Source organism: Salinibacterium sp. 10G20-15 (assembly GCF_057365065.1).
Genome location: NZ_CP195118.1, coordinates 666,263 through 692,238, shown reverse-complemented (window position 1 = coordinate 692,238; position 25,976 = coordinate 666,263). Strand labels below are relative to the sequence as shown.

Genomic DNA, 25,976 nt, shown 5'->3' with positions numbered 1-25,976 from the left:
GGAGTAATGTGCAGCCTGGTATGACTACGAACCAGCTTCATGAGACCCGAATCAGTACTACGCGCCCTTGGGGTGGCCGTCGTGACGGCAATCGCCCTCGGGCTTTCCTCGTGCGCGCAGGTTCCTGAAGAGACTACGGCCGTCACCGTTCTTGCGGCCGAAACTGAGACTCCCCGGGTCGCGTTTTACGGAGACTCCTACACTCGCGGAGTTGGTGCTTCCGACGAGAGCCTGCGTTGGTCGACTCTGGTAAGCGAAAAGTTTCAGTGGGAGGAAATCAACCCGAGCGTGAGCGGCTTAGGGTTCATGAGAAAGCGTGAGTTGTTCTCTACCGGTGATGTGCCCAGTATCATCATCGCGGCCGAGCCCGACATTGTGATTGTCACTCTGGGGTTGAATGACAATTTCACCTACGACACTTTCGCCGACGAACTTCCCGATCAGATTGTGAGCGACTTTCGGCGGCTCACCATCGGGTTGCCTAACGCTCGACTGATCGTCGTTGAACCGTTCTGGTTCACGAGCGAGCGACCAGACTCGGTTGAGATCATCATCTCGTGGGTTCACGACGCCGCCGTTGCTGTTGACGCTGACTACATAGCGGGAGCGTCACACTGGCTAGATGCGCATCCCGAGTGGATGGCGATCGACAACCTTCACCCTAACGACGCCGGTCACGCCGCGATCGCCGCTCAGATGACACGCGAACTGCGCATTCTCGGGCTGTAGTGTGCGCCCTGCGCCCTGCGCCCTGCGCCCTGCGCCCTGCGCCCTGCGGTGAAGGTCGCGGGTGCGGCCTATCGTTCTGACTGGCCGCACCGAACTTCTCGTATGAAGTTCGATTCGGTTACTCGCACGATTGCCGCGACCATTGTCGTCGCCGCATCTTTCGGCCTCGCGGCGTGCAGCACGCCTGAACCTCCGGTTGAGCGCGATCCGAACGACGTGCGCGTCGCTTTCTACGGTGACTCCTACACGCTCGGAACGGGTGCGTCAGATCGCAACAATCGCTGGTCCACTGTCGTGAGTGAGCAACGCGACTGGAGTGAGTTCAATCCGAGCGTCAACGGCTTGGGGTTCATCAACAATCGCACGACCTTCGGTGACGGCGACCTCCCTAGCCAGATAATCGCGGATGACCCTGACATCGTATTTGTGACGATGGGCCTGAATGACAACTTCAGTTTCGGTACGCGAGCAAACGACATCCACAGCCAAATTACTGAGGACTTCGATCGCCTGACGACGGCGCTGCCCAACGCTCGCTTCGTTGTTGTTGAGCCCTTCTGGTACACGGATGAGCGACCCGACTCGGTAGAGACCATCATCTCGTGGGTCGAAGCCGCGGCCGCTGCCAGCGGTGCTGACTACATTTCAGGAGCCTCACACTGGATCGAAGGACACCCCGAGTGGATGGCCAACGATGGGCTGCACCCCAACGACGACGGTTACGCCGCGATGGCAACCCAGATGGATCAGGCTCTTCGTACGTTAGGGCTCTAACAGGCGGCTAAAGTGGTGGTGTGAAGAAAACCGTCGACGTCGCGCTTATCGGCGGCGGAATTATGAGTGCCACCCTCGGAACGCTGTTGAAGCAACTGCAGCCGGACTGGGAAATTCAGATCTTCGAACGCTTGGGTGACTTGGCCCAAGAGAGTTCGAACCCGTGGAACAACGCTGGCACGGGACATTCCGCGCTATGCGAGCTGAACTACACCCCGCACAAGAGCGATGGCTCGATCGAAATTTCGAGCGCGGTGAAGGTCAACGAGCAGTTCCAGGTATCACGCCAATTCTGGTCGTACCTCATCGATGAAGGCGCCCTGCCTGAGCCAAGCTCGTTCATCAATCCCACTCCGCACATGAGCTTCGTGTGGGGAGAAACCAACGTCGAATACCTGCGCAAGCGATTCGACGCTCTCAAGGACCACCCGCTCTTCGCTGGCATGCAGTACAGCGAAGATCCCGCTGTGATTCACACATGGGCGCCGCTGATGATGCCAGGTCGCCGAAAATCGGAGCCGGTTGCTGCGACGTTTATTCCTTCGGGTACCGACGTCGACTTCGGCGCGCTCTCGAACTACCTCATCGACAACCTTGTCGAGTCGGGTTCTCAGCTCAGCACCGGAATCGTGGTCAAGAACCTCAAGCGCCAGCGTGACGGCTCGTGGGATCTCAAGCTCCGCCACGATGTTGGGGGAACACCGGCGGAGACCATCAACGCGCGCTTCGTGTTCGTGGGCGCCGGCGGTTACGCCCTCAACCTGTTGCAAAAGTCAGGCATCAAAGAGATCCGCGGTTTCGGCGGTTTCCCCGTCAGTGGCGAGTTCCTGCGCACCGACAACCCTGAAATCGTTGCCGCGCATAGCGCCAAGGTCTACGGTAAGGCGGCCGTGGGGTCGCCGCCCATGTCTGTTCCTCACCTCGACCTTCGCGTCGTTGACGGCACGGGCAGCCTCATGTTCGGTCCGTATGCGGGATTCAGCCCCAAGTTTTTGAAGACCGGTTCTGTTCTCGATCTGTTCGCTTCGATCCGTTGGCACAACCTACTGCCAATGGTCGCGGCCGGGATCAGCAACCTTTCTCTCGTCAAGTACTTGGTGAGCCAGCTCCTGGCGAGCCCCGAGACTAAGTTCGAGGAGCTCAAGCAGTTTGTGCCCAACGCGAAGCCAGAGGATTGGTACCGCATTACCGCCGGACAGCGTGTGCAGGTCATGAAAAAAGACCCGAAGAAGATCGGTGTCTTGCAGTTCGGTACCGAGGTTGTCTCGTCGGCTGACGGCACCATCGCGGGTCTTCTTGGCGCATCACCGGGAGCATCAACGGCTGTGCCGATCATGCTCGGGCTCGTCGAAAAGTGCTTCCCCGAACGCATGAACGACTGGCGTCCGAAGATCAAAAAGATGGTCCCGAGCTTCGGTCAGCAGCTCTCTGATTCGCCCGAGCTCGCTCAGGCCACTCTTGAGCGCACGGCGAAGACGCTTCACATTCACCCATAGCTCGGCAACACCCGCCATTTTGTACCCTGATTAGCCGGCGATCGGACTAAACGTACCCCGACTGCGGGGTACACCGCGTACCCCGAATGCTGCCATACTGGAGCAGTTGTATCTGCACGCCGGCGAAGGGGAGCACGCATGTCTATCGGCCTGCCTGCTCACCTGCGCAAGGAGAGCGTGAGCCGTGCCTTCGCACGCACCATCAACAGGGTGGCGTTCGTGTGCTTCAGCATCGCTCTGCTTGCCACCATCAGCCTGCAAGCAAGCGATATCAGTATGGCGATCTGGCCGGCGACTCTCGCACTAGTGCCGATGCTGATCACTGTCTCTCTCGTCAACCGCTATCGCACCATGTTCTTCACCGTGGCGCATCTTGTGATCGGTGCTCCGGCAATGTATTGGTACACCCTGACGGTGGTTTCCCAGCTCAGTCCCTTGGGCCCGATCGGTGACTATCTCCTGCACATGCCGACTATTGGGCTCATGCTGGTGGGGGGTGCTGCCCATAGCGTGGTGTGGAGCGTGGCGTGGGTCTCACTCGGCCTGATTGCATCCCAGAGTGCCTACGCCTTGGCAGCATGGCAACTCAGTGGTGACCCGCAGTTGCACCCGACCGCTTACATCACGTATGTCGCGGTGATCGTCGTGTTGTTCATCCTTCGGTTGAGCCAACGCGGTGTGCGAAGGGTGCAGTCTCATTTGCATCGGGCTGCGCGCGATGATGAGTTTGCGAGCCTTCGCTACGGCATCGAGGCTACCTCCGCTGCGGTGATGCACGACACTGTGCTTAGCCATCTGGCTGCAATTGCACATGCGCCGTTTGGGGCAATGAGTGAGCAGCTTCAACGCGAGATCGAGCGTGATCTTGAAGTTCTTATCGGGGAGGAATGGCTCTCCACTGCGGTTTCTGATGATGCAGACGACTCTCGGTTCGACTGGCAACGTAGTTCACTGTACGCGGCGATCAGAGAGGCTCGAGCGCTGGAGCTGGCGGTTGAAGTCACGGGCGACCTGGCAGCTCTTTCTTCGCTGGATGCGCGAGCCGCCGCGGCCCTGGGCCCTGCCGTCAAGCAGTGCCTAGTGAACGTGATTAATCACGCAGGCACCATGCAGGCCGAGGTCGCCGTCTTTGGCTCTGCCGATGAGGTGAGCGTGCTGGTTGTTGACAGCGGAAAAGGCTTCCATGAGGCAGAGACGGGCCAAGACCGTTTGGGGCTCCGCCAGTCCGTGCGGCGGCGCATCGAGCTTGTGTCGGGAACGGTTCAGGTCTGGTCGACTCCCGGATTCGGTACTTCGGTGATGATTAGAGTTCCTACCTCAGCGAACCAGCCTGCGCTCTCCCGGGCGGTGGCCGAGTGAGATCAATTGTCGATACCACCACCGTTCAGCAGCTCGACCCCTTAGGCACACTCGACGGCCGCCCCGCAGGAATCGTCGCTGTGGTCGGTACCTTGGTCTTCAGCGTCATCGTGACCGTGAACCGTGCCGATCACATCGAGGAACCGTTCTTGGCTGCCGCGGCACTGTTCTTTATTGCCGCATCGGCAGCGCTGTATATCGTAACGACAAGCCCGATTCGTCCACCCTTCAGCGGTGGTCTGCACGCACTGACCGTTAGTTTGCTCATCATCGCGTTCGCTCTGAGCTCGGCCTCCCTTGGAGAGCGTGGCGCACTGCTCACGGATTTTTGGGGACCACTTGTCATTGGCGTTACGTGCATGGCTCTCGCCCCGTATCGGCCCGTTGCTGAACTCGCTACTGTCGGGATCGTCGCCGCTATCTTCACCGGCTTCATCGGACTCGTGCAATCGTCAGTAACAAACGTCGAAGCGCCAGCGATGATCGTGGTGCTATACACAATGACGCCGGTGCTGACGATGTCGCTCGGGGGAGCCGCGTTCGCTCGTTCGCTCGCAAGCACCCACAAACGGTGGGAAGCGCGCGCACGGAGGGCAGCGCGCCGGCAGTTGGACCGTGAGCACGACAGCGTGGCCCGTTCTGTTCAGCAAGATCGGGTCACGATTCTCAATCGCGACATTGTTCCGCTGTTCACGGAGCTCGCGCAACGAGGGATTGTGACTCCCGAAGACCGCACGCGTGCGGCAGCGTACTCCGAATCCGTTCGTAGCCTCATGGTTACCGAGGTGAACCGCAGCTGGCTCGAGTCTGTCGTCGCGACCTCTTTTGGTGCACTTGACGATGGGCGACGCGTTCAGGACCCCCATCGGCTGGCGGCCGCAATGACTCCGAATCAACGCACGGCGCTGAGAGCAGCGGTGCTCGCGGTTGCTTCGGGCACCGATCTCATTGCAGAAACCGTGCGGCTCCGTATCGAAAAAACCTCCACTGGCGCAGAGATTACGGTGACGGGAAGCGTCGGCTCTAACGAGTCCTCGTGGCGGTCGACACTTGCACCCTACATCGCTGTGTTGCGCGTAGTTTTCACTGGATTGAATATTTCTTATCGCTCGCCCTTCCTCACCGTTAGGTTCACGTATGACACCCCCTGAGACCCACCTCAGCGCTCACCTTGGTGACCGTCCGCCGATTCGACTCGCGATCTTGGACGATCACGAGGTGCTGCTCGACAGCCTCAACAGCTGGATCACCAATAACGCGCCCGATTTCGACGTCGTGCTCACAGCCAGTACGTGGCTCGAGCTTGTGCACAGTGACAAGTTTCCGACGGAGTTGGTGTTTCTGGATTTCCAGCTGAAGGAACCGGTCTCTATTGAGGCACGCGTGCGCACGTGTCGCGCAGCAGGGGCAAAGGTGATCGTGCTTTCAAGCCTCGATAGTCGAGAGGCTCGCGACCGCGCCCTCGCGGCCGGTGCCGCAACCTTCCTGTCGAAGTCTTTGCCGATGCACGAGGTGATGGATGCCGCGCGCGAGATAATGGGCGTCGAAGCGGAGGGGGCGCAGCAGCACGACTGGCGCCCGTTGCCCTCGGGCTCGGCCGATCAATCCAAGCCGAAGCTCAGTGCCGGCGAGGCGGATGCTCTCACCCTGTACGCTTCTGGGTTAAGCACACCGCAGGTTGCTGAGCGGATGAACGTTCAATACGAGACCGCGAAGACGTACTTGCGGCGAGTGCGAGAAAAGTACGCAAAGGCCAACCGGCCGGCTAGCAAAAAGGCAGACCTGATTCGTCGGGCTGCTGAGGATGGATTTCTACGCTGATGAGCAAACTGTATTTCCGCTACGGAGCGATGAACAGCGGCAAGAGCACGGCGTTACTGCAGGCGGCGTACAACTACGAGGAGCGGGGCCAGCAGGTTTTGCTCGCTAAGCCTCACATCGACACCAAGGGTGACAACGCAATCGTGTCGCGACTGGGCGTCACTCGCCAGGTAGATTTCACGATCTCACCCGTCGATGAGGTATACGACGTTTTCGCGCGGGAGCGTGCGAAGGTCTTTGAGCGGACCGGCTTGCCCGTGAGTTGCCTGCTCGTAGATGAGGCCCAATTCTTTAGTGAGGCTCAGGTCGATGACCTATTGCGTATCGCTATCGTCGAGAAGGTTCCGGTGCTGGCGTACGGCATCCGTACCGACTTCCAGACCGTTGCGTTCCCCGGTAGCCGTCGTTTGCTCGAAGTTGCGCATTCGCTCGAAGAACTCAAAACCATTTGCCGCTGTGGTCGCAAGGCGGTCTTCAATGCGCGCACCGTTGGCGATGACTTCATCTTCGATGGCGACCAAGTCGCTATCGACGGTGTGGATGTCGGCTACCAGTCGCTCTGCGGAGCCTGCTATCTCGAGGAGAGCGGCGGCGTTCTCAACAGTGGCTGGCGCCCCAAGATCGAGTTCAGCTACGGAAGCGCGCCCGACGCCGACTTCTCCTAGGTGCTGTTGGTCGATGGCGGTGTTCTTTGAGCCGGGGCCAACGTCATCTGGTCGGAAGTCGAAAAGGTAGCGTACGCTGCCGCCGGCGACCACACGGGTGGTGTCGCGGGCTAAGCGGCCAATGATCCCTTGGGCCAGACGCGTTACGTCGGCCAAGTGTCACGAGTAGGGCACCGCTCGCGGATTACTCGAACGCGGCTAGAGCCCTGCGCCGCCACCGGAGAGATTCTGCGGGATCTCATTATTGACCTCAACCGCGACTACCAACCCGCCGGCACAAAAAATAGTCCGAACCCACACAATGTGAGTTCGGACTATTCCGATGTCGTGCGACATCACAATGTCGGGGTAGCGGGATTTGAACCCACGACCTCTTCGTCCCGAACGAAGCGCGCTACCAAGCTGCGCCACACCCCGATCATCCGTCACTGACGCAACGAATAGATCAAGAATAGCCGATATCTCCGGCCGTGAGTGTCACTACAACAGCTTCGGGTTTGCAGGCGAAGCGAACAGGCGCATAAATCGATGTACCGAGGCCCGCGCTCACGTTCAAGAACGCTGCCCGACGCAAGTGATGCCAGATGCTGAGACCGCTTGCTTGCTCGCGAGGAATGTCGCAGTTCGTGACGAGCGCTGGCATACCGGGAACCCGAACTTGGCCTCCGTGGGTGTGGCCCGCGAAGATGGCGTCGGCACCGTTGTTCACCAGAGCGTCGAGCACACGACGGTAGGGGGCGTGCGTCACGCCGAGGGCTACCGTTTGGGGGCCGTGCGGGTCATCTGCCCAGCCCACGTTCTCGCGCATTTCCTCGACGTTGGCGGGGAGACGATCAAGCCGTTCCCAGCCGCGGTGCGCGTCAGCGGTGCCAAACAGTTCTAGTCGCGAACCACGAAGTTCGAGGGCGCGTGCGTGATTGTTGAGCGACAGCCAACCGAGTTGGTCTTCGAAGAACGCATTGAGAGCATCCGTGTCGAGGTGGTCCACGGTGCGGTGCCCCGATGACGGGCCGGTGAAATACGTGAAGGGATTCTTGAACTGAGGACCGTAGTAATCGTTCGAGCCGTGGACGAAAACGCCCGGAGTGCCCTCGAAGGGTTCGAAAGCCCGTTTAATGCCAAGGATGCCATCGGTGTGCCCGAGATTGTCTCCCGTATTGATCACAAGGTCGGGCTCGTACATCGCGAGCGCACGAACCCAGTCCTGCTTGCGCGTTTGCCACGGCGCCATGTGCAAATCTGAGAGGTGCAGCACGGTGATGTCGCGTGCACTGGGATCGAGAATGGGCAGGGTTTCGTGTCTCACAGTGAACGCGTTGCGTTCGACGAGCGCACCCCATGCGAACGCGGCGGCCCCCGCTGCAGCTACCGCACCGAGTGCGGTAGCTGCAGCGGAGACGCGATCACTTACGGGCACGGTGTCGACTGCGCCACGGTAAGGGTGATTGTCGCGCTTGTCTTGGCGAAGCTCCCGGCCGACGGGCTCGAGGCTGTCACCTTGCCTTCACTCGGGTCACCCGGAGGAACTTCCTCACACGCCTGACTTACGTTCGAGAATCCGGCACTGCCGAGGATTCCCTGTGCTGTCGCGAAGTCGTTCGATTGGCCGTCTGCCACGGCATCCGGAATCTTGACCTTATTGCCCTTGCTTGTATAGACGGTCACGGTTGCGCCCTGACCCGACTGGGTGCCGGCAGCAGGGTCCGTTTTGACGACCTGGCCGGCAGGAAGTTCGGAGTCGACCTCACCACCGTCTTTGAACGTGAAGCCGAGACTGATGAGAACCGACTTCGCCTGTTCCAGAGTTTGCGACGAAAGATCTGGGACTTCTGTTCCCGTGCCGGTCAAGAGCCTCGAATCTGGCTCGGGCAGGGCCCCACCCGGGTACTTGACGTTGAGAGCACCGTCCGTGGCTCGAGTGATGTAGTGCCGCAGGCGGTAGCCCTGAACGTCCGCGTAGTAAACCTGACTGATGTCTTGGGCTCCAACAATGTTGCCTACCCAGGTAGCCGTGCCATAGCGAGTTGTTCCGCTGGCCATCCACGTGTGCTTAGCCCCATCAGTTGTTCCGGTCTTACCAAAGATCGGGATGCCGTCGTTGGGGTCAGAGTAGGCTGCGTTGCCGCGGTTGAGCACTTCGGTAAGCACGAAGGCCGTGGTTGCCGCTACTTCAGGCGAGATTGCTTGACGACAATTCGGCTCTTGACCCCCGAGATCGTTGTTACGAGCGTCAACGGCTTTGTCGATAATGATCGGTTCGCACCAGAGTCCGCCAGCACCGATTGCAGCGTATGCAGACGCCATGCTGAGCGGCGTTACTTCGTTCGTACCAATGATCGAAGCAGGGTTGGTTTGAAGCTCATTGCCATCTGCGCGCTTGACCCCCATGTCGGCTGCAACGTTGCGGATATTGCAGAGGTCGAGCTGGGTTGCCATCGAGAAGAAAATACCGTTGATTGACTCAGCGGTGCCTTCGGCAACGGTATAGATGCCGCGCTCATTCGCGTTGTTTCCAAACTCGACGGTGCCGCCGTGCGGGCCATTACAGCTGTCGAGAAACTGAGAACCTGGAATATCGCGCGCGGTACCCTCGAGGCGGTCATAGATACCCTTGCCCTGTTTCAACCACTCAATGAGTGTGAAGACCTTGTAGGTAGATCCGGGCTGAAAGCCGCTCGATCCGCCATATTCGAAGCTGGTGTTGTAGTTCACGGCAGTGCTCTCGATGCCGCCACCGTCAGCGGTGTCATTGAAGAGCTTGTTCTCTGCCATCACGAGAACGCGACCGGTTCCCGATTCCACCGTCGAGGTGGCGCTTCCGAGCTGGAACGAGGTCTCGTTGTTGGGCGCGTAGGTCCACGTTGCTTTCTGTGAGGGAATCTGGGCGTCGAGGTCGAGGGTTGTGTACAGCTTGTAGCCACCCTGCGTCCAGTTCGCGTTGCGCTCTTCCTTCGTGGCACCGAGGAATTCGAAGTCGGGAACGCTCTTAACGACGTAGTCGCAGAACCACTTGGCGTACTTATAAGCCGAGGTGCAACCGTTGTTCGGGGCAGAAAGGTCGACGGACTCTTCGTCGACCGGAATGGCGACGGCTTCGTCGTACTGTTCGCGGTCAATCGCGCCGACGTCGAGCATGGCGGAAAGGATCACGTCTCGACGGTCCTGATTCGAGGCGTAGTACTCGGGATCAGAAAGATTACGAATACTGGGCTCTTGAACAATCGCAATGAGGCTGGCCGCCTGCTCGAGGCTGAGATCCTTCGCATCAACGCTGTAGTAACGCTGAGCCGCAGCCTGAATTCCGTACGTCGCGTTGCCGAAGTTGGCGATGTTGAGGTACGCGGTAAGGATTTCCTTCTTCGTGTAGCGCTTCTCAAGGCCGATCGCGAGCTTCATTTCCTTGAGCTTGCGGTCGAAGGACTGACTTGTGGCGGCGAGATATGCGGCCGATCGTTCATCCTCTGTGGGAAGCGATTCCGCCTCGGAGATGAACGTATTCTTGACAAGCTGCATCGTGAGAGTGGATGCTCCACTCTCGATGTTCGATGACAGCACATTGCCGACAGCGGCGCGGACAAGCGACGTGAGGTCAACGCCGCCGTGATCGAAGAATCGACGGTCTTCACCGGCAACTACGGCGTCGATGGCGTACTGCGAAATCTCGTCGTAGCTAACTTCTTGACGGTTCTGGTCGTAGATGGTGGCAATGGGGAGGTAGCCGTCGACGTTGCCCTTGCCCGTGTATTGCGCGTAGATCGTGTTGCGTTCGGGCTGTTGGTCGATTTCGAGGTAATCGGGGAGCCCATCGAAAATTCCGATGGTGCTAGAAGCGGTGATGCCGGTGACGGCGAGCGCGGGCGCAACCATGGCGGTAACGAGCACGCCGGAGAGTGCGCTGAAGCCGATCAATCCGGCGATAGCCGAGATGATGCCGCGACGCGGAGTTTTTAGGGCAGACATATGATCAACAGTAGGGGATTATTGATAACGCCATGCTGAACGGGAGCCGCAAATATGCCTAAATGGGAGTACCTGACAACACCACTGATGGTGCACAATTCCACCGCGATCCTCAATAACTGGGGTTCAGAGGGGTGGGAACTTGTGCAGGTCGGTACCGGTCCCGAAGGGGGCCCGGTCGCTTATTTCAAACGGATCAAGGAAGAGAACAACTAAATGTCGCAGCTCGATGAACGGCTCGCAGAACTCGGCCTGAGCGTTCCAGAAACCTCAAAGCCTCTTGCTGCCTACTTGCCAGCTATGGTTTCGGGAAACTTGGTCTACACGGCCGGCCAGCTGCCCATGGTCGACGGCGCTCTTCCTGCGACCGGCAAAGTCGGCCCTGAAGTGGATGCTGCTGATGCCCACGAATACGCCAAGACCTGTGTCTTGAACGGCCTCGCTGCGGCCAAGGGCGCTATCGGATCGCTCGACCGCATCACGCGCGTCGTGAAGGTTGTCGGTTTCGTTGCCTCCGACCCGAGCTTCACTGGCCAGCCCGGAGTCATCAACGGAGCATCTGAGCTTCTTGTTGAAATCTTCGGTGAGATGGGAAAGCACGCCCGCAGCGCTGTCGGCGTTGCTGTTCTGCCCCTCGACGCTCCGGTTGAAGTCGAGTTCGTATTCGAGTTCGCGTGATCGAAGTGTGGTCCTCCGGTCAAGCCGGAGAGAACGCGCCGCTGCGCCCGCTAGACCTCGGTCTGTGGGATGCGGCGCACAGTGGAGTAACGCTTCAGGCTCGTCGCCTCGTGCAAGACAGCCGAGAGGCGGGTGCGGATGACGTGTTCGTCGCCATCGGTACGAGTGCGTCGTCGGCTCTGCCGTACATTGACGCCGCTCTCGCCCAGGGTGCCGTAGCGGTACTGGTGGATGCGAAGGCGGCTGAGGGCGTTGAGCTTGATGAGCGGGTGTATGCGATTGCGAACTTGCGCGACGTCGTCGGGGCTCAGGCGGATGCTTTTCTGGGGCATCCCTCTGCAGCCATGGCGATGGTGGGCATCACCGGCACCAACGGCAAGACCTCGACTGCGCACTTGTTGACGCAGGCCTGGGCTCAGCTCGGTACGAGCTCAGCCACGATTGGCACGCTCGGTGCTGGCATCACGGGTGAGCGTCGCATCAACATGGGCATGACGACGCCGCAAGTGACGGCTGTTCACCAGTTCTTGGATGACTTCAACCGTGCTGGCGTAAAGAACGTTGCCATGGAGGTCAGCTCTCACGCGCTCGAACAGCGCCGGGTCGATGGGGTTGCCTTCGACATCGTGGCATTCACGAACTTCACGCGCGACCACCTCGACTATCACGGGTCGATGGAAGAGTACGCGGCACAAAAGGCCAAGATTTTCACGCTGCCGGGCATCCAGACGGCGCTGTTGAATCTTGACGACGATGCTGCGCTCAACCACTTTCACCACACGGTTCCGGCCGGAGTGCGTGCGATCGGAATGAGCTCGCGGGGTCAGTCCGAAGCAAGCGTTCGCGCTGACAACGTGCAGCTCACGACCGAGGGTCTCGAGTTCGATCTCGTGATCGAGGACGAGAGCCACCACGTCGCGAGCGGCCTCATCGGGCGCTTCAACGTCGACAACCTGCTGACGTGCGCCACGGTGCTGTGGGCGCAAGGTGTCGAGCCGCGAAAGATCGCCGAGGTGTTGGCTCCGCTGCAGCCGGTGCTGGGTCGCATGACTCGCATCCGCGAAAACGACGAACTGCCGTTGGTAGTCGTGGATGCTGGCCACACCCCTGACGCCGTGCAACAGGCCGTGACCGCTCTACGCGAATCGGGTCACGCTCGCATCGTGACCGTTTTCGGAGCCACGGGCGACCGCGATCCGGGCAAGCGGCCCGAAATGGCACGCATCGTGGAAGAAGCCTCCGACGTGATCGTGGTCACGGACGACGACGTGCACAACGAAGATGGCGACCAGATCGTGGCGCACATTCGGGCTGGGTTCGAGCATCCGGAGCGAGTTGTGGAGATCCGCGATCGGGCAACGGCTATCGCCTACGCGATTGACGCCGCGAATCCGGATGACGTAGTGCTCTTGCAGGGCAAGGGCCACGAACCGTATCAAATTGTCGGCAATGAGCGCGTGCCGTTCAGCGACATCGACACCGCCATTCGCCTGCTCAAGGAGCGCGCGAAGTAGCGGAACGCAGTACTACCGCGTACTAACGTCGAAGGCCGGGTCCCCGCGGGGACCCGGCCTTCAGCGTTTCTGCGAGAGCTAGTTGAGCTTGTCGGAGATGATCTGCATCACCGTGGTGTCGGCGAGCGTGGTGGTGTCGCCGATCTCGCGGCCCTCCGCGACATCCTGAAGCAGGCGGCGCATGATCTTGCCCGACCGCGTCTTGGGCAGCTCCGAGACGATGAAGATTTCCCGGGGGCGTGCGATCGCGCCAATCTCCTTCGCGACGTGCTGACGCAGCAGCGCGCTCGCTTCGGCGGCAGTCTGCGCGTGTTCCTGATTCGACTTGATGATGACGAACGCTACGACAGCTTGACCGGTCGCCTCATCCGCCGCTCCCACCACGGCAGCTTCAGCCACGATGGGGTTGGAGACGAGAGCGGACTCGATTTCAGTGGTCGAAAGGCGGTGACCGGAGACGTTCATGACGTCATCCACCCGGCCGAGCAGCCAGATGTCGCCATCCTCGTCAACATGGGCGCCGTCGCCGGCGAAGTACTGTTCGCCATCGAGCTGCGGGAACTTCGACCAGTACGTCTCCTTGAAGCGTTCGGGGTCGCCCCAAATGCCGCGCAGCATGGCAGGCCACGGCTCGGAAACAACCAGCAGTCCACCGTTGGGCGGGTCAACGCGCGTGCCATCTTCACCCAGGATGTCGATCTTGATTCCCGGGATGGGAACCTGTGCCGAACCCGGCTTCAACGTTGTGAGGCCGGGCAGCGCCGCAACCATGATGGCGCCGGTTTCGGTCTGCCACCACGTGTCAACGATGGGAGCTGAGCCGCCACCGATCACATCGCGATACCAAATCCATGCCTCGGGGTTGATGGGCTCGCCCACCGAACCCAGCACGCGAATCGAAAGGAGGTCGTACTGCTCCGGAATCTGACGCCCGGCCTTCATGAACGAACGGATGGCGGTGGGCGCCGTGTAGAAAATGCTCACCCCAAACTTCTGGATGATCTCCCACCAGCGGCCCGGGTTCGGGGCGTCAGGGGTTCCCTCGTACAGCACTTGAGTGGCACCGTTCGCGAGGGGACCATAGGTCACGTAGGTGTGGCCGGTGATCCACCCGACGTCTGCCGTGCACCAGTACACATCGGTTTCTGGCTTGAGGTCGAAGACGTTCTTGTGGGTGAACGCAGCCTGCGTGAGGTAGCCACCACTCGTGTGCAGGATGCCCTTCGGCTTGCCCGTCGTGCCCGAGGTGTAGAGCACAAAGAGAGGGTTTTCGGCGGGGAACGCTTGCGCCTCATGCTCGGGCTCCGCTGCCTCGATCTGATCGTGCCACCACAGGTCGCGACCCTCGGTCCACTCCACATCGTTCTCGCCGCGCCCCACGACCAACACATTCGTGACGGTGGATTCCCCGTTGGCGAGTGCGGCATCCACTGCCGCTTTGAGCGGGAAGACCTTGCCCTTGCGCCAGCCACCATCGGCGGTGACAACAAGTTTGGCGCTCGCGTCGTCGATGCGACTGCGCAGGCTCTCGGCGCTGAAGCCACCGAAAACGACGGAGTGAGCGGCACCGAGGCGAACCGTCGCCAGCATCGCGATGACGGCTTCGGGAACGAGGGGCATGTAGATGGCGACAACGTCACCCTGGCCCACTCCTAGGGCAGCCATGGCATTGGCTGCGCGCTTGACCTCGGCGGTCAGTTCGGCGTACGTAATGCTGCGGCTATCGCCGGGCTCACCCTCCCAATGGATGGCGACGCGCTCACCGTTGCCGGCGAGCACGTGGCGGTCGAGGCAGTTGTAGGCGACATTGAGTTCACCATCGGCAAACCACTTGGCGAAGGGCGGGGTAGACCAATCGAGTGTTTCTGTGAACGGCTTGTGCCAGTGCACATACTCGCGAGCTTTGTCAGCCCAAAACTCTAGACGGTCTTCTTTCGCGGCGCTGTAGAGATCGGCGCTCGCTTCGGAGCTGGAAGAAAAGGCCTCTGACGGGGCAAAACGTCGTGATTCATGCAAAAGACTGTCAATAGAATTACTGGTCATTTGATCCTCTTCGATCGTGTGATTGCGGTTCTCGATCACAAGCTTTCTGAAAGTATTCCACCGATTCTAGAACCTCCGTTGCGCGCCCATACCGTTGCGTTACACTGAAAGTCGCTGGGCGCAAGTTCAGCAAGCGGCCAATACGATTCCCCCCAATCGTCGGCCGCTGTGGCGGCGCCCTTTCCCCCCACTGGGCGCCGCCCCTCTCTCTTTAACAGACCATCGTGCGGCAGGTTGTGGCGTCGTTACAATGCTCGTCGTCGTCGGTGCCGAACTCTCGTCGATATGTTTTGTGCACAAAGTGATTGTGTGCAAAGCTTGATCTGTGGACAGCGAACAGGGCGAGGCAGCACACGAGGCTTCCGCCCTCGACTCCATGCTGTGCTTCGGGCTCTACACCGCAGCCCGAGCCATGAACCGCCGTTACACCGTTCTCTTGGCGCCGTGGAACCTCACCTACCCGCAGTATCTTGTGCTTATCGTGCTGTGGGAGCAGCGGGCCGTCACCGTCAGCGAACTCGCGGAGAAGCTGATGCTCGACGTCGGCACCACTTCGCCTCTCGTCAAGCGGCTCGAAGAGCGCGGCTTTCTTTCCCGAGAGCGGTCCAGTTCAGACGAGCGCCGGGTAGTCGTCCGCGCCACGGAACAAGGCCTCGCCATGCACGAGCAACTGGCGCACATTCCCGCGTGCATCGCTGACGCCACGAACATCACTTTTGCCGAATTTACGTCGACGTTGTCGACGCTGCACAACGTCACCTCACACCTCTCCACCGCAGCCGCAGCTGGAGCCGATGTCATTGAAAGGCAGAACTAATGGAAGCTCTCTACACCGCAGAAGCACTCTCGACCGGCGCAGGCCGTAATGGACACGTGAAGACAACATCCGGCATTGTCGACCTCGATCTGGCAATGCCCGCGGCGATGGGGGGATCAGGTAACGGATCGAACCCTGAAGAGCTTTTCGCCGCCGGTTATGCCGCATGCTTCCACTCGGCGCTTCAGCTTGTTGCCCGCAACCAGAAGGTGGCCATTGAACACTCATCCGTGGGCAGCGCAGTTCACTTGCTTCCCACCGATGACGGCGGCTTCAAGCTCGCCGTAACTCTCGAAGTAGTGATCCCCGAACTGGCGGTCGACCAAGCGCAGGCGCTCGCAGACGCCGCACACCAGGTATGCCCGTACTCCAACGCCACTCGCGGCAACATCGAAGTCACCATCACCGTCGCGCAGGACTAATACGCGCTAACTTCGACCTCGTCGCTGACCAACGGCGAGCAGCTCCCGGCAGCAGCGCACCTCTCCTCCCCAACGGTGAGGGGGTGTGCGCTGTTGCCGGGGAACGCAAATCCTCGATACCCGGGCGCAGGGATCTCTAGCGTGGCGGGGTGACTGACACTGTGCACCCTACAAACCCTGTCCTTTCCGATGCGGTTCCCTTCGTTGCCCGCCGACGGCTTACCGCTGAGCCTCAGACCGTTGACGATTCGCATCGGGGCGGCGGCCTCGGTGTAGGCGCCGGGGTGGCGCGCACGCTAGCGACTTCGCGGTCCGCGCCTTCTTCAACAAACGCACTTCACGACTTCGGTCCGCTTGCGCCTTATGTGGGGCGCCCAAACACCACCGATGTGTTCGTTAACGGTGCGCACCACGTGTGGATCGATCGCGGCGCTGGTCTCGAACCCATCGGCGACATCGGCATGACCGAGAGCGACCTCCGTGCGCTCGCCGTGCGCCTCATTGGCCTCGGCGGCAGGCACATCGACGAAGCAACCCCGTGCGTCGATGTGCGGCTGACCGGGGGTGTGCGCGTGCACGCCGTACTGCCTCCCATCTCCGCCAGTGGCACCCTACTTTCCATTCGAGTGCCGAGCCGACAGCCGTTCGGGCTTGCCGAGTTGGACTTCGCGGGATTCTTCAACGACGTGCCTCGCGAACGCATTCAGTCGCTCATCGATCGGCGCGAGAACGTGCTCATTTCTGGTGCTTCGGGGGCTGGAAAGACAACCTTCCTCGGAGCCCTGCTCGCTGCCGCTTCCCCCACCGAACGCATCGTCGCCATCGAAGACGTCGCCGAGCTTAGGGTCGACCATCCCCACTTTGTCTCTCTCGAAGCACGCCAAGCCAACCTCGAAGGGGCCGGCGGCTATGGGCTCCCCACTCTCGTGCGCGAAGCCCTCCGAATGCGGCCCGACCGCCTCGTTGTCGGCGAATGTCGGGGCGCCGAAATTCGCGAGCTGCTCAGCGCCCTCAACACCGGCCACGACGGCGGCGCGGGAACGCTGCACGCCAACTCGCTGCGTGATGTGCCCAGCCGCCTCGAAGCGCTCGGGGCGCTCGCCGGACTCGATGCAAGCGCCATCGCCCGCCAAGCTGTGAGCGCCATCGGCGCCGTGCTGCACATCGACCGCGTTGACGGTCGCCGCAGACTCACCCATCTCGGCCACCTCGAACTCGACGCCAACGACCGCCTCACGATCGCCGAAATCGAATGAAAGCCCCACCCTCGCAACTGCCCGAGGTTGCCAGCACCACCCAGCGCCTGGCCGTACTGCTGCACGCAGGCTTGACTCCCACTTCGGCATGGCAGCACGTTGCGCGCGGCCGCGCCGAGAGCAACGTGGCCGCGGCGGTAGCGGTGGAGAGCGGCGAACCGGGAGGGGCGCCAGAGCGCATCTTTCGGGCATCCGCGGGGCTGACGATTCTTGATCGGCAAGCGTGGAATTCTCTCGCTGCAGCGTGGTTTGTGGCCGCGCAAGTGGGAGCGCCGTTGGCTGGTGCGCTGCGTACTCAGGCGAGGGCATTGCGGATGCTCGTGCACAGCCAGCGCGAAGTGGCCACCGCTCTGGCTGCTCCGGTTTCCACCGCACGCATGGTGCTCGCGCTGCCTGCGGTGGGGCTCGTGTTTGGAGCGCTGCTCGGGTTCGACACTCTGGGCGTGCTGTTCACAACCCCCATCGGCTGGGGCTGTTTCGTCGTGGGCGGCGGGCTGATTCTCGTGGCCGTGCGGTGGAACCGCAGGCTCGTTCGATCGGCGACACCCGAGCGCGCGGCCCCGGGACTCGAGTGCGAGCTGATGGCCGTCGCCGTTTCCGGCGGTGGCTCACTCGTTCAGGCCCGCTCGATCGTCGCGGCAGCACTCGAACGGTTCGCGTTGCCTGGCGACGGCGATCACCTCGACGAGGTGCTGCAGCTTTCCCACGAGGCGGGCGTTCCTGCCGCTGAACTCTTGCGCGCCGAGGCTGATGAGCTGCGCCTGACGGCTGATGCGGATGCCCGTGCCGCGGCCGCTGCGCTCTCGGTGCAGCTCATGCTCCCGCTCGGGCTGTGCGTGCTTCCCGCGTTCATGGTGCTCGGGGTCCTCCCGCTCATGGTGGCCGTTATCTCCTCCACCGTCGAAGGGTTCTAGCGGTGTTCCACACAATCGACTCTTTCGGCCCACCACCTGCTCGCCTTCGGAAGGCTGGAATCACTCGGCCGCAGACTGCGCACAGCGCACGAAGGAGTACCTCATGAACGACCCGCACCTCACCACGTTTCCCGCCCTCGAACCAGGTCGCGCACAGTGCTCGCGGCTCAACGGCGTCACTTCGCTCTCGCGTCGCCTGCGCCTTCGTCTCCGCTCTGAGCGCGGTGCAGCCACCGCCGAGTACGCCATCACGACTCTCGCTGCCGTCGGATTCGCTGGCCTTCTCGTCGTCGTACTGCGCTCGGGAGAAGTACGCGGCATGCTCACCGACATTGTGCGCAGTGCTCTTTCCATCCCGGCCTGAGCGCGGGCACCGCCACACGCGCCAGCGAGCGACGGTGCGAACGCCAGCACCGTCACTCGCACTCAGCACCGAGCGAGGCAGCGTCACCGCGGAGTTTGCGCTGGCGATGCCCGCCGTCGCTCTCGTGCTCGTGTGTTGCCTCAGCGGCGTGCAGCTCGCCGGGCTACAAGTTCGACTTCAGGATGCGGCAGCCGCGGCGGCACGCAGCCTGGCACGAGACGAAAGCTCCGGCACGGTCGCCGCCACCGCATCCGCCCTGGTCGCGTCAGCACGGCTCAGCTCCCACCAGCGCGACAACCTCGTCTGCGCCACCGTCACGGCTCCCGCGCGCAACGCACTGCTGGGGCTCCTGCCCCTCACGCTCAGCGCCAGTAGCTGTGCGCTCGCAGGAGGTAGATAGTGGTTACCGTGCCCGAGCGGGCGACCGGCTCGCGACGGGCGCTCGGGCTCCGCCTGCGCAATGATGATGGTGCGGGAACCCTGCTGATGGTCGGTCTCGTCGCGACCGTCATTGCCATCACCGCGCTTGTCGTTCCCCTCTATTGGGCGCTCAGTGTTCGTCACGCCCTCGCCGCCGCAACGGATGCGGCGGCGCTCGCCGCCGCGGACACCGCGAGCGGGCTCGTGGCCGGCTACCCCTGCGACAACGCTGAACTGCTCGCACGCGTAAATGACGCCCATATAAAGGAGTGCACGGTAGAGGGGCGTATCGTGACAGTTACCGCAAGTCGCCGCATCCTCGGCATACTGGTCACAACGAGCGCTACAGCAGGCCCACCCCCAACCGGGGCGGATTAGGCAAGTGAGCGGTCGGTGTGTGTATTGTGTCGCTGACAGTGGCGCTGCCACCGGTCAAGTGCGTCATCATCCAAGGAGTCCCGTGTCTGGCACCAAAAAACTTGTCATTGTCGAGTCGCCCACCAAGGCCAAGACGATTTCAAAGTACCTCGGTGACGACTACGACGTGCTCTCCTCGGTCGGCCACATCCGTGACCTTGTCGAACCCCGCAACCTGCCACCCGAGCTCAAAAAGGGTTCACTCGGCAAGTTCTCCGTCGACGTCGATAACGGCTTCGAGCCCTACTACGTTGTCTCCGACGCCAAAAAGAAAACCGTCAGCGAACTGAAGAAGGCGCTCAGCGGAGCAGATGAACTCTTCCTCGCAACTGATGAGGACCGCGAGGGGGAGGCCATCGCGTGGCACCTCCTTCAAGTACTGAAGCCCAAAGTTCCCGTCAAGCGCATGGTGTTCCACGAGATCACCGAAGACGCCATCGAAGCGGCCATCAACAACACCCGCGACGTCGACACCGCGCTCGTTGACGCCCAGGAAACCCGCCGCATTCTCGACCGTCTCTACGGCTACGAAATTTCCCCAGTGCTCTGGCGCAAGGTCGGCCCCGGACTCTCCGCCGGCCGCGTGCAGTCCGCCGCGACTCGTCTTGTCGTCGAACGCGAACGCGAACGCCTGGCCTTCATCACCGCCAACTACTGGGACCTCATTGCCCAGCTTTCGCCCGACAGCGAAACCAACGGCTTCGAATCCAAGCTCGTACGCCTCGACGGCAAGCGCGTTGCTGCCGGTCGCGACTTTGACGACCGCGGAAACCTCAAGGGTGAAGCAGTAGCCCTCGATGAGAAGGCCGCTCAAACGCTCGCAGACGCCCTGCGGATGCCGAGCACCACCATCACCGTAAAAACGGTCGAGACCAAGCCCTACACTCGTCGCCCCGCAGCACCCTTCACGACCTCTACGCTGCAGCAGGAGGCCGGCCGTAAGCTGCGCTACTCCGCTCGCCAAACCATGAGTGTCGCCCAGTCGCTGTACGAAAATGGTTACATCACCTATATGCGAACCGACTCCTCGTCGCTCTCGCAGCAGGCCATCTCCGCCGCCCGCACCCAAGCCGTTGCGCTCTACGGCGCAGATGCTGTGCCCGACAAGCCCCGTGTCTACGCCAGCAAGAGCAAGAACGCTCAAGAGGCCCACGAAGCTATCCGCCCCTCGGGTGACACCTTCCGTACGCCGAGTGAACTCCAGTCGACGCTGCGCGGAAACGACTTCAAACTCTACGAACTCATTTGGAAGCGCACCGTCGCCTCGCAGATGGCGGACGCTAAGGGCTCAACGGCATCCATCACGATCGCTGCCGGTGAAGCGCCCGTTGCCGAATTCTCGGCCAGCGGAACCATCATCACCTTCCGCGGCTTTATGCAGGCCTACGAAGAGGGTCAAGACGAAGAGCGCAACGCCACCGCTGAGCCCAAGGAAGCGAAACTGCCTCCGCTCAAGGAAGGCCAAACCCTCACGCTTCTCGATATCGAAGCCAAAGGCCACGAAACGAGCCCGCCCCCGCGCTACACCGAAGCAAGCCTCGTCAAGAAGCTTGAAGAATTAGGCGTCGGTCGCCCATCGACCTATGCGTCGATCATCTCCACGATCATCGACCGCGGTTACATCACACCGCGCGGCCAGGCACTCGTGCCCAACTGGATCGCGTTCTCCGTAATTCGTTTGCTCGAAGAGTACTTTGGCGACCTCGTGCAGTACGACTTCACCGCAGGCATGGAAGACGACCTCGACCGCATCGCGGGAGGAAGCCAGAACCGCGTTGAGTGGCTGCAGTCGTTCTACTTCGGCGACGACAAATACCGGGGTCTGCGCACCGTCATCGACAACCTCGGCGAGATCGATGCCAAGGAAATCAACTCGATGAAGCTGTCGGATGACGTGACCCTGCGCATCGGAAAATACGGCCCCTACCTCGAGACCCCCAGTGACGACCCGGAAAAACCGCGCCGCGTCAACATCCCCGAAGCGCTTGCCCCCGACGAACTCACCCTCGCCAAGGCCATTGAACTCATCGAAGCTCCCGTCGTGGGCGACCGCGTTATCGGCATCAACCCGGAGAACGGCAAGCAAATCGTCGCGAAGGACGGCCGCTTCGGCCCCTACGTGACCGAAATCGAGCCGGAACCTGAGCCCGTTCCGGAGCCCGTCGAAGAGATCGACCCCAAGACCGGCGAAGTGAAGAAGGCCAAGAAGCCGAAGAAGGTGGCAGCGGTAAAGCCGCGTACGGCATCCATTTTTAAAACGATGGACCTCGACACTGTTGACCTCGACACCGCGCTCAAGCTGCTCAACTTGCCGCGCGTGGTGGGTGTCGACCCCGAATCTGGCACAGAAATTACGGCACAAAACGGTCGTTATGGGCCCTACCTCAAGAAGGGCACCGACACCCGTTCGTTGCCGAGCGAAGACCTGATCTTTGACATCGACGTAGCCGGAGCCGTCGAGCTTTACGCCCAACCCAAGTACGGCAACCGCGCAGCATCCAGTGCTCTGAAAGAGTTCGACGCTGACCCCGTGAGCGAGAAGCCGATCAAGATCAAGGATGGCCGCTTCGGTGCCTACGTCACCGACGGCACCACCAACGCCACAATCCCCCGAGGCGAGACGGTGGAGGACATCGACTTCGACCGCGCCGTGCAGTTGCTCGCGGACAAGCGCGCCAAGGGACCGGTCAAGCGCAAGACGGCAGCGAAGAAACCGGCGGCGAAGAAGCCCGCGGCCAAGAAGCCGGCGGCGAAGAAGCCTGCTGCAAAGAAGCCAGCGGCCAAGACCACGGCAGCGAAGACCACGGCAGCGAAGACCGCGGCAGCTAAGACGACAGCAGCGAAGTCTGCGGCAGCGAAGACCACCGCGGCCAAGAAGCCGGCAGCAGCCAAGCCCGCCGCTAAGGCCTCAGCGTCCGCCGCTCCCGAAGCTCAGTAGCGTGCCCGGGTTCTTCATCACTCTCGAGGGCGGCGACGGTGCGGGCAAGACCACGCAGTCGCAGCTTCTCGTTCAGTGGCTCACCGAAGCAGGGCACACCGTCGTGGTGACCCGCGAACCGGGTGGCTCCGATCTCGGACTCGAACTGCGTGAGATCGTGCTGCATCGCCGCGGCGAGATGGACCCGCGAGCGGAAGCCCTCATTTACGCGGCCGACCGTGCCCACCACATCGCTACCGTCGTGCGCCCCGCGCTCGAACGCGGTGAAATCGTGGTGCAGGATCGCTACATTGACTCCTCCGAGGCCTATCAGGGCGCGGGGAGAGTGCTCGGTTCCGCCGAAGTTCGTGAGCTGTCTCTCTGGGCAACCGAGGGACTTCTCCCCGATGTCACGGTGTTGCTCGATCTTGACCCTGCGGATTCCCGCAAGCGGCTCGACAACGCCCGCACTCGCTACGATCGCCTCGAAGCGGAGAAACAAGAATTCCACACTCGAGTGCGCGATGCGTTCCTCGAACGAGCCGCTAAAGAGCCCGATCGTATCCTGGTCGTGGATGCCGCCCGCGAAATCAGCGAGATCGCATCCGTAATCCGTGAGCGCATCCAGAGTCGCCTCCCGCAACCCGCCTAGACTGGGCGCATGTCGTTGTGGGAGGGCCTAACGGGCCAAGCTGAAGCGATCGCCGTTCTTGAGGCTGCGGCCTCATCCTCGGCGTTGGGCAGCACCGAAGAATCGTCCATGACGCACTCGTGGTTGATCACGGGACCTCCCGGTTCGGGCCGCTCCAACATCGCCTACGCCTTTGCCGCAGCGCTGCTCGGCACTCGCGGCGAGGAGACTGAAGAATCGGTCTACAAGCAAGTCCTCGCTCGCACACACCCTGACCTGAGTGTGCTCAGCACCGAACGCGTCATTATTTCGATCGACGAAGTGCGCAAGCTCGTTGCAGCCTCGCAGTTCTCGCCCTCAGTTGGCCACTACCGCGTCATGATTATCGAGGATGCCGACCGCATGGTCGAACGAACCTCCAACGTTCTTCTGAAGGCGCTCGAAGAGCCACCGCCGCGTACCGTCTGGATTCTCTGTGCGCCCAGCGAAGCAGATCTCATTCCGACGATCCGCTCGCGCGTGCGCAGCGTTCGACTGCGCACCCCCGCCATCGAAGACGTGGCTCAGTTGCTGCAGGACCGCGATGGCGTTGCACCCGATATTGCCTTGCGTGCCGCGCGAGAAGCGCAAAGCCACATCGGCATGGCTCACCGCCTTGCCACCAATGCGGAGGCCCGCGAACGACGCGAACGGGCGCTCACTACCGTGCTCAACATCCGCACCGTTTCTGACGCCGTGATCGCGGCGACGTCGCTGCTTGAACTGTCGAAGGCGGATGCCGCAGCCATCACCGAAGAGAAAGATGCGCAGGAACGCGAAAGCGCCCTTCGCTCGCTCGGTGTCGCTCCCGGCGGAACAGTTCCTCCCGCCCTGCGGGTGCAACTCAAGAACCTCGAAGAAGACCAGAAGCGTCGCGCGACGCGAAGCCTGCGTGATGGCATCGACCGCATCATGGTCGACCTGTTGTCGCTGTACCGGGACATCTTGTTGACCCAGATCGGGGCGCCGGGAGAACTCATTAACCTCAGCATTGTCGACAATCTCACGGCGGTCGCGAACCGCACGACGGCTCCGGCAACGCTGGCCATCATGGACGGTATCGCCGAGGCTCGTCGCCGCATCGAGAGCAATGTCGCCCCGGCGCTCGCGCTCGAAGCGATGCTCGTGAAGGTGGCTGTGTCGGGGCGTGGAGCATGACCCGCACCCGCTCTAGGGCTCAGACCCGCACCCGCTCCAGGGCTCATACCCGCACCCGCGCGACCGCGGTAATAGCAACCGCGCTCGCAACCTCGCTGCTGCTGAGCGGCTGTGTGTCGTGGTTCTTCCCACCCGAGGCGTCGACCACATCGACACCAACGGAAGAGGCCGTTGCGCCAAACCTCGAGAAGTTTTATCAGCAGGTGTTGGAGTGGAACAGCTGCGGTGACAACCTGCAGTGCGCTACAGCGATCGCGCCCGTGGATTGGGACGCGCCCGAGGGCGACACCATCGACCTCGCTCTCGTTCGTCAGCCCGCGCGAGGTAACGATCGCATCGGTTCATTGCTCGTGAACCCTGGCGGTCCCGGCGGTTCCGGTTTCGACTTCATCGCGGACAGCGTGGATTACGCCACGAGTGAGGCGCTGCAGTCGCAATTCGACGTGGTCGGTTTCGACCCTCGCGGCGTCAACCGTTCAACGCCGGTTTCGTGTTACTCCGACCCGGCTGAACTTGATGAGTACATTTACGGCATCACGCCGGGGGAGAAGGGCAGTGACGAGTGGATCGCCGCCGCAACTGAAGCCTCGGCGCAGTTCGCTCAGCGCTGTAGCGAAGAGACAGGGCCGCTCTTGGGCTTCGTTGACACCCCGAGTGCTGCTCGTGACCTCGACATGCTGCGTGCCGCTCTCGGCGATACGACGCTCAACTATTTGGGCTATTCCTACGGCACCCTGCTCGGCCAGGTGTACGCCGATTTGTTCCCCGAGAAGACGGGGCGACTCGTTCTCGACGGAGCGGTCGACCCCGCGGCATCCGAATTTGAAGCAACGAAGGCGCAGGCTCAAGGCTTTGAGGGTGCACTGGATGCGTTCTTTGAGGATTGTGCCAGCGCAAGCGATTGCCCCTTCACCGGGTCCGTTGACCAATCGCGCACCACGATCCGCACTCTGCTCGACCGCCTCGACAAGAGCCCGCTCACCAACGCTGACGGCCGCAAGCTCGGCAGCGGCACCATGTTCACGGCGATCATCCTGCCGCTGTATAGCCAATCCAACTGGGCGTACCTGCGCCAGCTCTTCACGACCGTGATGCAGGGTGATGCGTCGATCGCGTTCGACCTTGCCGACAACTACAACGGTCGTACCGCCGATGGCACCTATGCCGAGAACCAAACCGAAGCGTTCATTGCCATCAATTGTCTGGATGCCCGCGAGCCCGCCGACAACGAACGCATGCGTGAGCAGGCTGCCGAACTGGCGCTCGCGGCTCCCATTTTTGGCCCACAGATGTCGTATGGCGATCCGGGCTGCGCGAACTGGCCGGTGGAGGCGAAGCGTGACCGTACCGCGATCGCGGCTCCAGAGGCCGCAGACATGCTCGTGATCGGTACCACGAACGACCCCGCCACGCCCTACGAGTGGGCGGTAACGGTTGCCAACAATCTCGATACCGGCCACCTCATTACCTACAACGGCGAGGGTCACACGGCGTACAACAAATCTAACGAGTGCGTGAACAGCGCGGTCGAAGACTTTCTCCTCAAGGGCGAGGTTCCGGCCAGCGACCCGAGCTGCTAACC

The 25,976-nt window shown here is 61.5% G+C and carries 24 protein-coding genes and 1 tRNA gene; 21 read left to right on the top strand and 4 right to left on the bottom strand.

The genetic code is table 11. From position 1 onward, the window contains the following. Positions 1-39 precede the first annotated feature (39 nt). From ACR3YK_RS03260 to ACR3YK_RS03230, 7 genes are all read left to right on the top strand, one after another. Positions 40-729 carry an SGNH/GDSL hydrolase family protein gene (locus ACR3YK_RS03260; protein ID WP_486175809.1) on the top strand — a complete coding sequence of 230 codons (690 nt, stop codon included), beginning with the start codon at positions 40-42 and terminating at the stop codon, positions 727-729. Between the two features lie 102 nt (positions 730-831). Further along, entirely contained in the window at positions 832-1,503 is a 672-nt protein-coding gene (locus ACR3YK_RS03255; RefSeq protein ID WP_486175808.1) for an SGNH/GDSL hydrolase family protein, read from the top strand. 20 nt (positions 1,504-1,523) lie between these two features. After that, positions 1,524-2,999 (top strand): malate:quinone oxidoreductase, encoded by a 1,476-nt coding sequence (locus ACR3YK_RS03250; RefSeq protein WP_486175807.1) that lies wholly within the window; start codon positions 1,524-1,526, stop codon positions 2,997-2,999. Between the two features lie 138 nt (positions 3,000-3,137). After that, positions 3,138-4,358, top strand: coding sequence for a sensor histidine kinase (locus ACR3YK_RS03245; protein WP_486175806.1), 1,221 nt, complete (start codon positions 3,138-3,140; stop codon positions 4,356-4,358). Continuing rightward, the gene (locus ACR3YK_RS03240; RefSeq protein WP_486175805.1) at positions 4,355-5,509 is read left to right on the top strand and encodes a hypothetical protein; all 1,155 of its coding nucleotides are present in this window, start codon (positions 4,355-4,357) and stop codon (positions 5,507-5,509) included. Before ACR3YK_RS03245 ends, ACR3YK_RS03240 begins: the two co-directional genes overlap by 4 nt. After that, the gene (locus ACR3YK_RS03235; RefSeq protein ID WP_486175804.1) at positions 5,496-6,179 is read left to right on the top strand and encodes a response regulator transcription factor; all 684 of its coding nucleotides are present in this window, start codon (positions 5,496-5,498) and stop codon (positions 6,177-6,179) included. Before ACR3YK_RS03240 ends, ACR3YK_RS03235 begins: the two co-directional genes overlap by 14 nt. After that, complete coding sequence (locus ACR3YK_RS03230) at positions 6,179-6,844, top strand: thymidine kinase (RefSeq protein ID WP_486175803.1); 666 nt, start codon at positions 6,179-6,181, stop codon at positions 6,842-6,844. The genes ACR3YK_RS03235 and ACR3YK_RS03230 overlap by 1 nt, the downstream gene beginning before the upstream one ends. 343 nt (positions 6,845-7,187) lie before the next feature. Here ACR3YK_RS03230 and ACR3YK_RS03225 read toward each other — a convergent pair. The 3 genes from ACR3YK_RS03225 to ACR3YK_RS03215 all read right to left on the bottom strand — a co-directional run bounded on the left by ACR3YK_RS03225 (position 7,188) and on the right by ACR3YK_RS03215 (position 10,804). Then, positions 7,188-7,261, bottom strand: a tRNA-Pro gene (locus ACR3YK_RS03225). Positions 7,262-7,289: 28 nt separating this feature from the next. After that, complete coding sequence (locus ACR3YK_RS03220; protein ID WP_486175802.1) at positions 7,290-8,261, bottom strand: metallophosphoesterase; 972 nt, start codon at positions 8,259-8,261, stop codon at positions 7,290-7,292. Further along, entirely contained in the window at positions 8,252-10,804 is a 2,553-nt protein-coding gene (locus ACR3YK_RS03215) for a transglycosylase domain-containing protein (RefSeq protein WP_486175801.1), read from the bottom strand. The genes ACR3YK_RS03220 and ACR3YK_RS03215 overlap by 10 nt, the downstream gene beginning before the upstream one ends. A gap of 54 nt (positions 10,805-10,858) precedes the next feature. Here ACR3YK_RS03215 and sp36 point away from each other — a divergent pair, with 54 nt between their 5' ends. Genes sp36 through ACR3YK_RS03200 form a run of 3 tightly spaced genes read left to right on the top strand, consistent with a single transcriptional unit; the run spans position 10,859 to position 12,996 of the window. Further along, on the top strand, positions 10,859-11,020 hold the full coding sequence (sp36, locus tag ACR3YK_RS03210) for a Sp36 family protein (RefSeq protein WP_192893583.1): 162 nt from the start codon (positions 10,859-10,861) through the stop codon (positions 11,018-11,020). Beyond that, positions 11,021-11,482, top strand: a complete 462-nt coding sequence (locus ACR3YK_RS03205; protein WP_486175800.1) for a RidA family protein — start codon at positions 11,021-11,023, stop codon at positions 11,480-11,482. Further along, complete coding sequence (locus ACR3YK_RS03200; protein WP_486175799.1) at positions 11,479-12,996, top strand: UDP-N-acetylmuramoyl-L-alanyl-D-glutamate--2,6-diaminopimelate ligase; 1,518 nt, start codon at positions 11,479-11,481, stop codon at positions 12,994-12,996. Before ACR3YK_RS03205 ends, ACR3YK_RS03200 begins: the two co-directional genes overlap by 4 nt. A gap of 78 nt (positions 12,997-13,074) precedes the next feature. Here ACR3YK_RS03200 and acs read toward each other — a convergent pair whose 3' ends face one another. Further along, complete coding sequence (acs, locus tag ACR3YK_RS03195; protein ID WP_486175798.1) at positions 13,075-15,039, bottom strand: acetate--CoA ligase; 1,965 nt, start codon at positions 15,037-15,039, stop codon at positions 13,075-13,077. 325 nt (positions 15,040-15,364) lie between these two features. Here acs and ACR3YK_RS03190 point away from each other — a divergent pair, with 325 nt between their 5' ends. From ACR3YK_RS03190 to ACR3YK_RS03140, 11 genes are all read left to right on the top strand, one after another. Continuing rightward, positions 15,365-15,856 (top strand): MarR family winged helix-turn-helix transcriptional regulator, encoded by a 492-nt coding sequence (locus tag ACR3YK_RS03190; RefSeq protein WP_486175797.1) that lies wholly within the window; start codon positions 15,365-15,367, stop codon positions 15,854-15,856. Continuing rightward, positions 15,856-16,278 carry an organic hydroperoxide resistance protein gene (locus ACR3YK_RS03185; RefSeq protein WP_486175796.1) on the top strand — a complete coding sequence of 141 codons (423 nt, stop codon included), beginning with the start codon at positions 15,856-15,858 and terminating at the stop codon, positions 16,276-16,278. The genes ACR3YK_RS03190 and ACR3YK_RS03185 overlap by 1 nt, the downstream gene beginning before the upstream one ends. 149 nt (positions 16,279-16,427) lie before the next feature. Beyond that, on the top strand, positions 16,428-17,534 hold the full coding sequence (locus ACR3YK_RS03180) for a TadA family conjugal transfer-associated ATPase (protein WP_486175795.1): 1,107 nt from the start codon (positions 16,428-16,430) through the stop codon (positions 17,532-17,534). Beyond that, positions 17,531-18,448: a type II secretion system F family protein gene (locus ACR3YK_RS03175; RefSeq protein WP_486175794.1), complete on the top strand. Its 918-nt coding sequence runs from the start codon at positions 17,531-17,533 to the stop codon at positions 18,446-18,448. The genes ACR3YK_RS03180 and ACR3YK_RS03175 overlap by 4 nt, the downstream gene beginning before the upstream one ends. A gap of 103 nt (positions 18,449-18,551) precedes the next feature. Then, positions 18,552-18,812: a DUF4244 domain-containing protein gene (locus ACR3YK_RS03170; RefSeq protein ID WP_486175793.1), complete on the top strand. Its 261-nt coding sequence runs from the start codon at positions 18,552-18,554 to the stop codon at positions 18,810-18,812. A gap of 34 nt (positions 18,813-18,846) precedes the next feature. Further along, complete coding sequence (locus ACR3YK_RS03165; protein ID WP_486175792.1) at positions 18,847-19,212, top strand: TadE family type IV pilus minor pilin; 366 nt, start codon at positions 18,847-18,849, stop codon at positions 19,210-19,212. Next, the gene (locus ACR3YK_RS03160; protein ID WP_486175791.1) at positions 19,212-19,610 is read left to right on the top strand and encodes an Rv3654c family TadE-like protein; all 399 of its coding nucleotides are present in this window, start codon (positions 19,212-19,214) and stop codon (positions 19,608-19,610) included. The genes ACR3YK_RS03165 and ACR3YK_RS03160 overlap by 1 nt, the downstream gene beginning before the upstream one ends. An 82-nt stretch (positions 19,611-19,692) precedes the next feature. Beyond that, positions 19,693-22,587: a type I DNA topoisomerase gene (gene topA, locus ACR3YK_RS03155; protein WP_486175790.1), complete on the top strand. Its 2,895-nt coding sequence runs from the start codon at positions 19,693-19,695 to the stop codon at positions 22,585-22,587. A gap of 1 nt (position 22,588) precedes the next feature. Further along, positions 22,589-23,218 (top strand): dTMP kinase, encoded by a 630-nt coding sequence (gene tmk / locus ACR3YK_RS03150; RefSeq protein WP_486175789.1) that lies wholly within the window; start codon positions 22,589-22,591, stop codon positions 23,216-23,218. 9 nt (positions 23,219-23,227) lie between these two features. Continuing rightward, positions 23,228-24,394, top strand: coding sequence for a DNA polymerase III subunit delta' (locus ACR3YK_RS03145; protein ID WP_486175788.1), 1,167 nt, complete (start codon positions 23,228-23,230; stop codon positions 24,392-24,394). Then, entirely contained in the window at positions 24,391-25,974 is a 1,584-nt protein-coding gene (locus ACR3YK_RS03140) for an alpha/beta hydrolase (protein WP_486175787.1), read from the top strand. The genes ACR3YK_RS03145 and ACR3YK_RS03140 overlap by 4 nt, the downstream gene beginning before the upstream one ends. Positions 25,975-25,976: the final 2 nt, after the last annotated feature.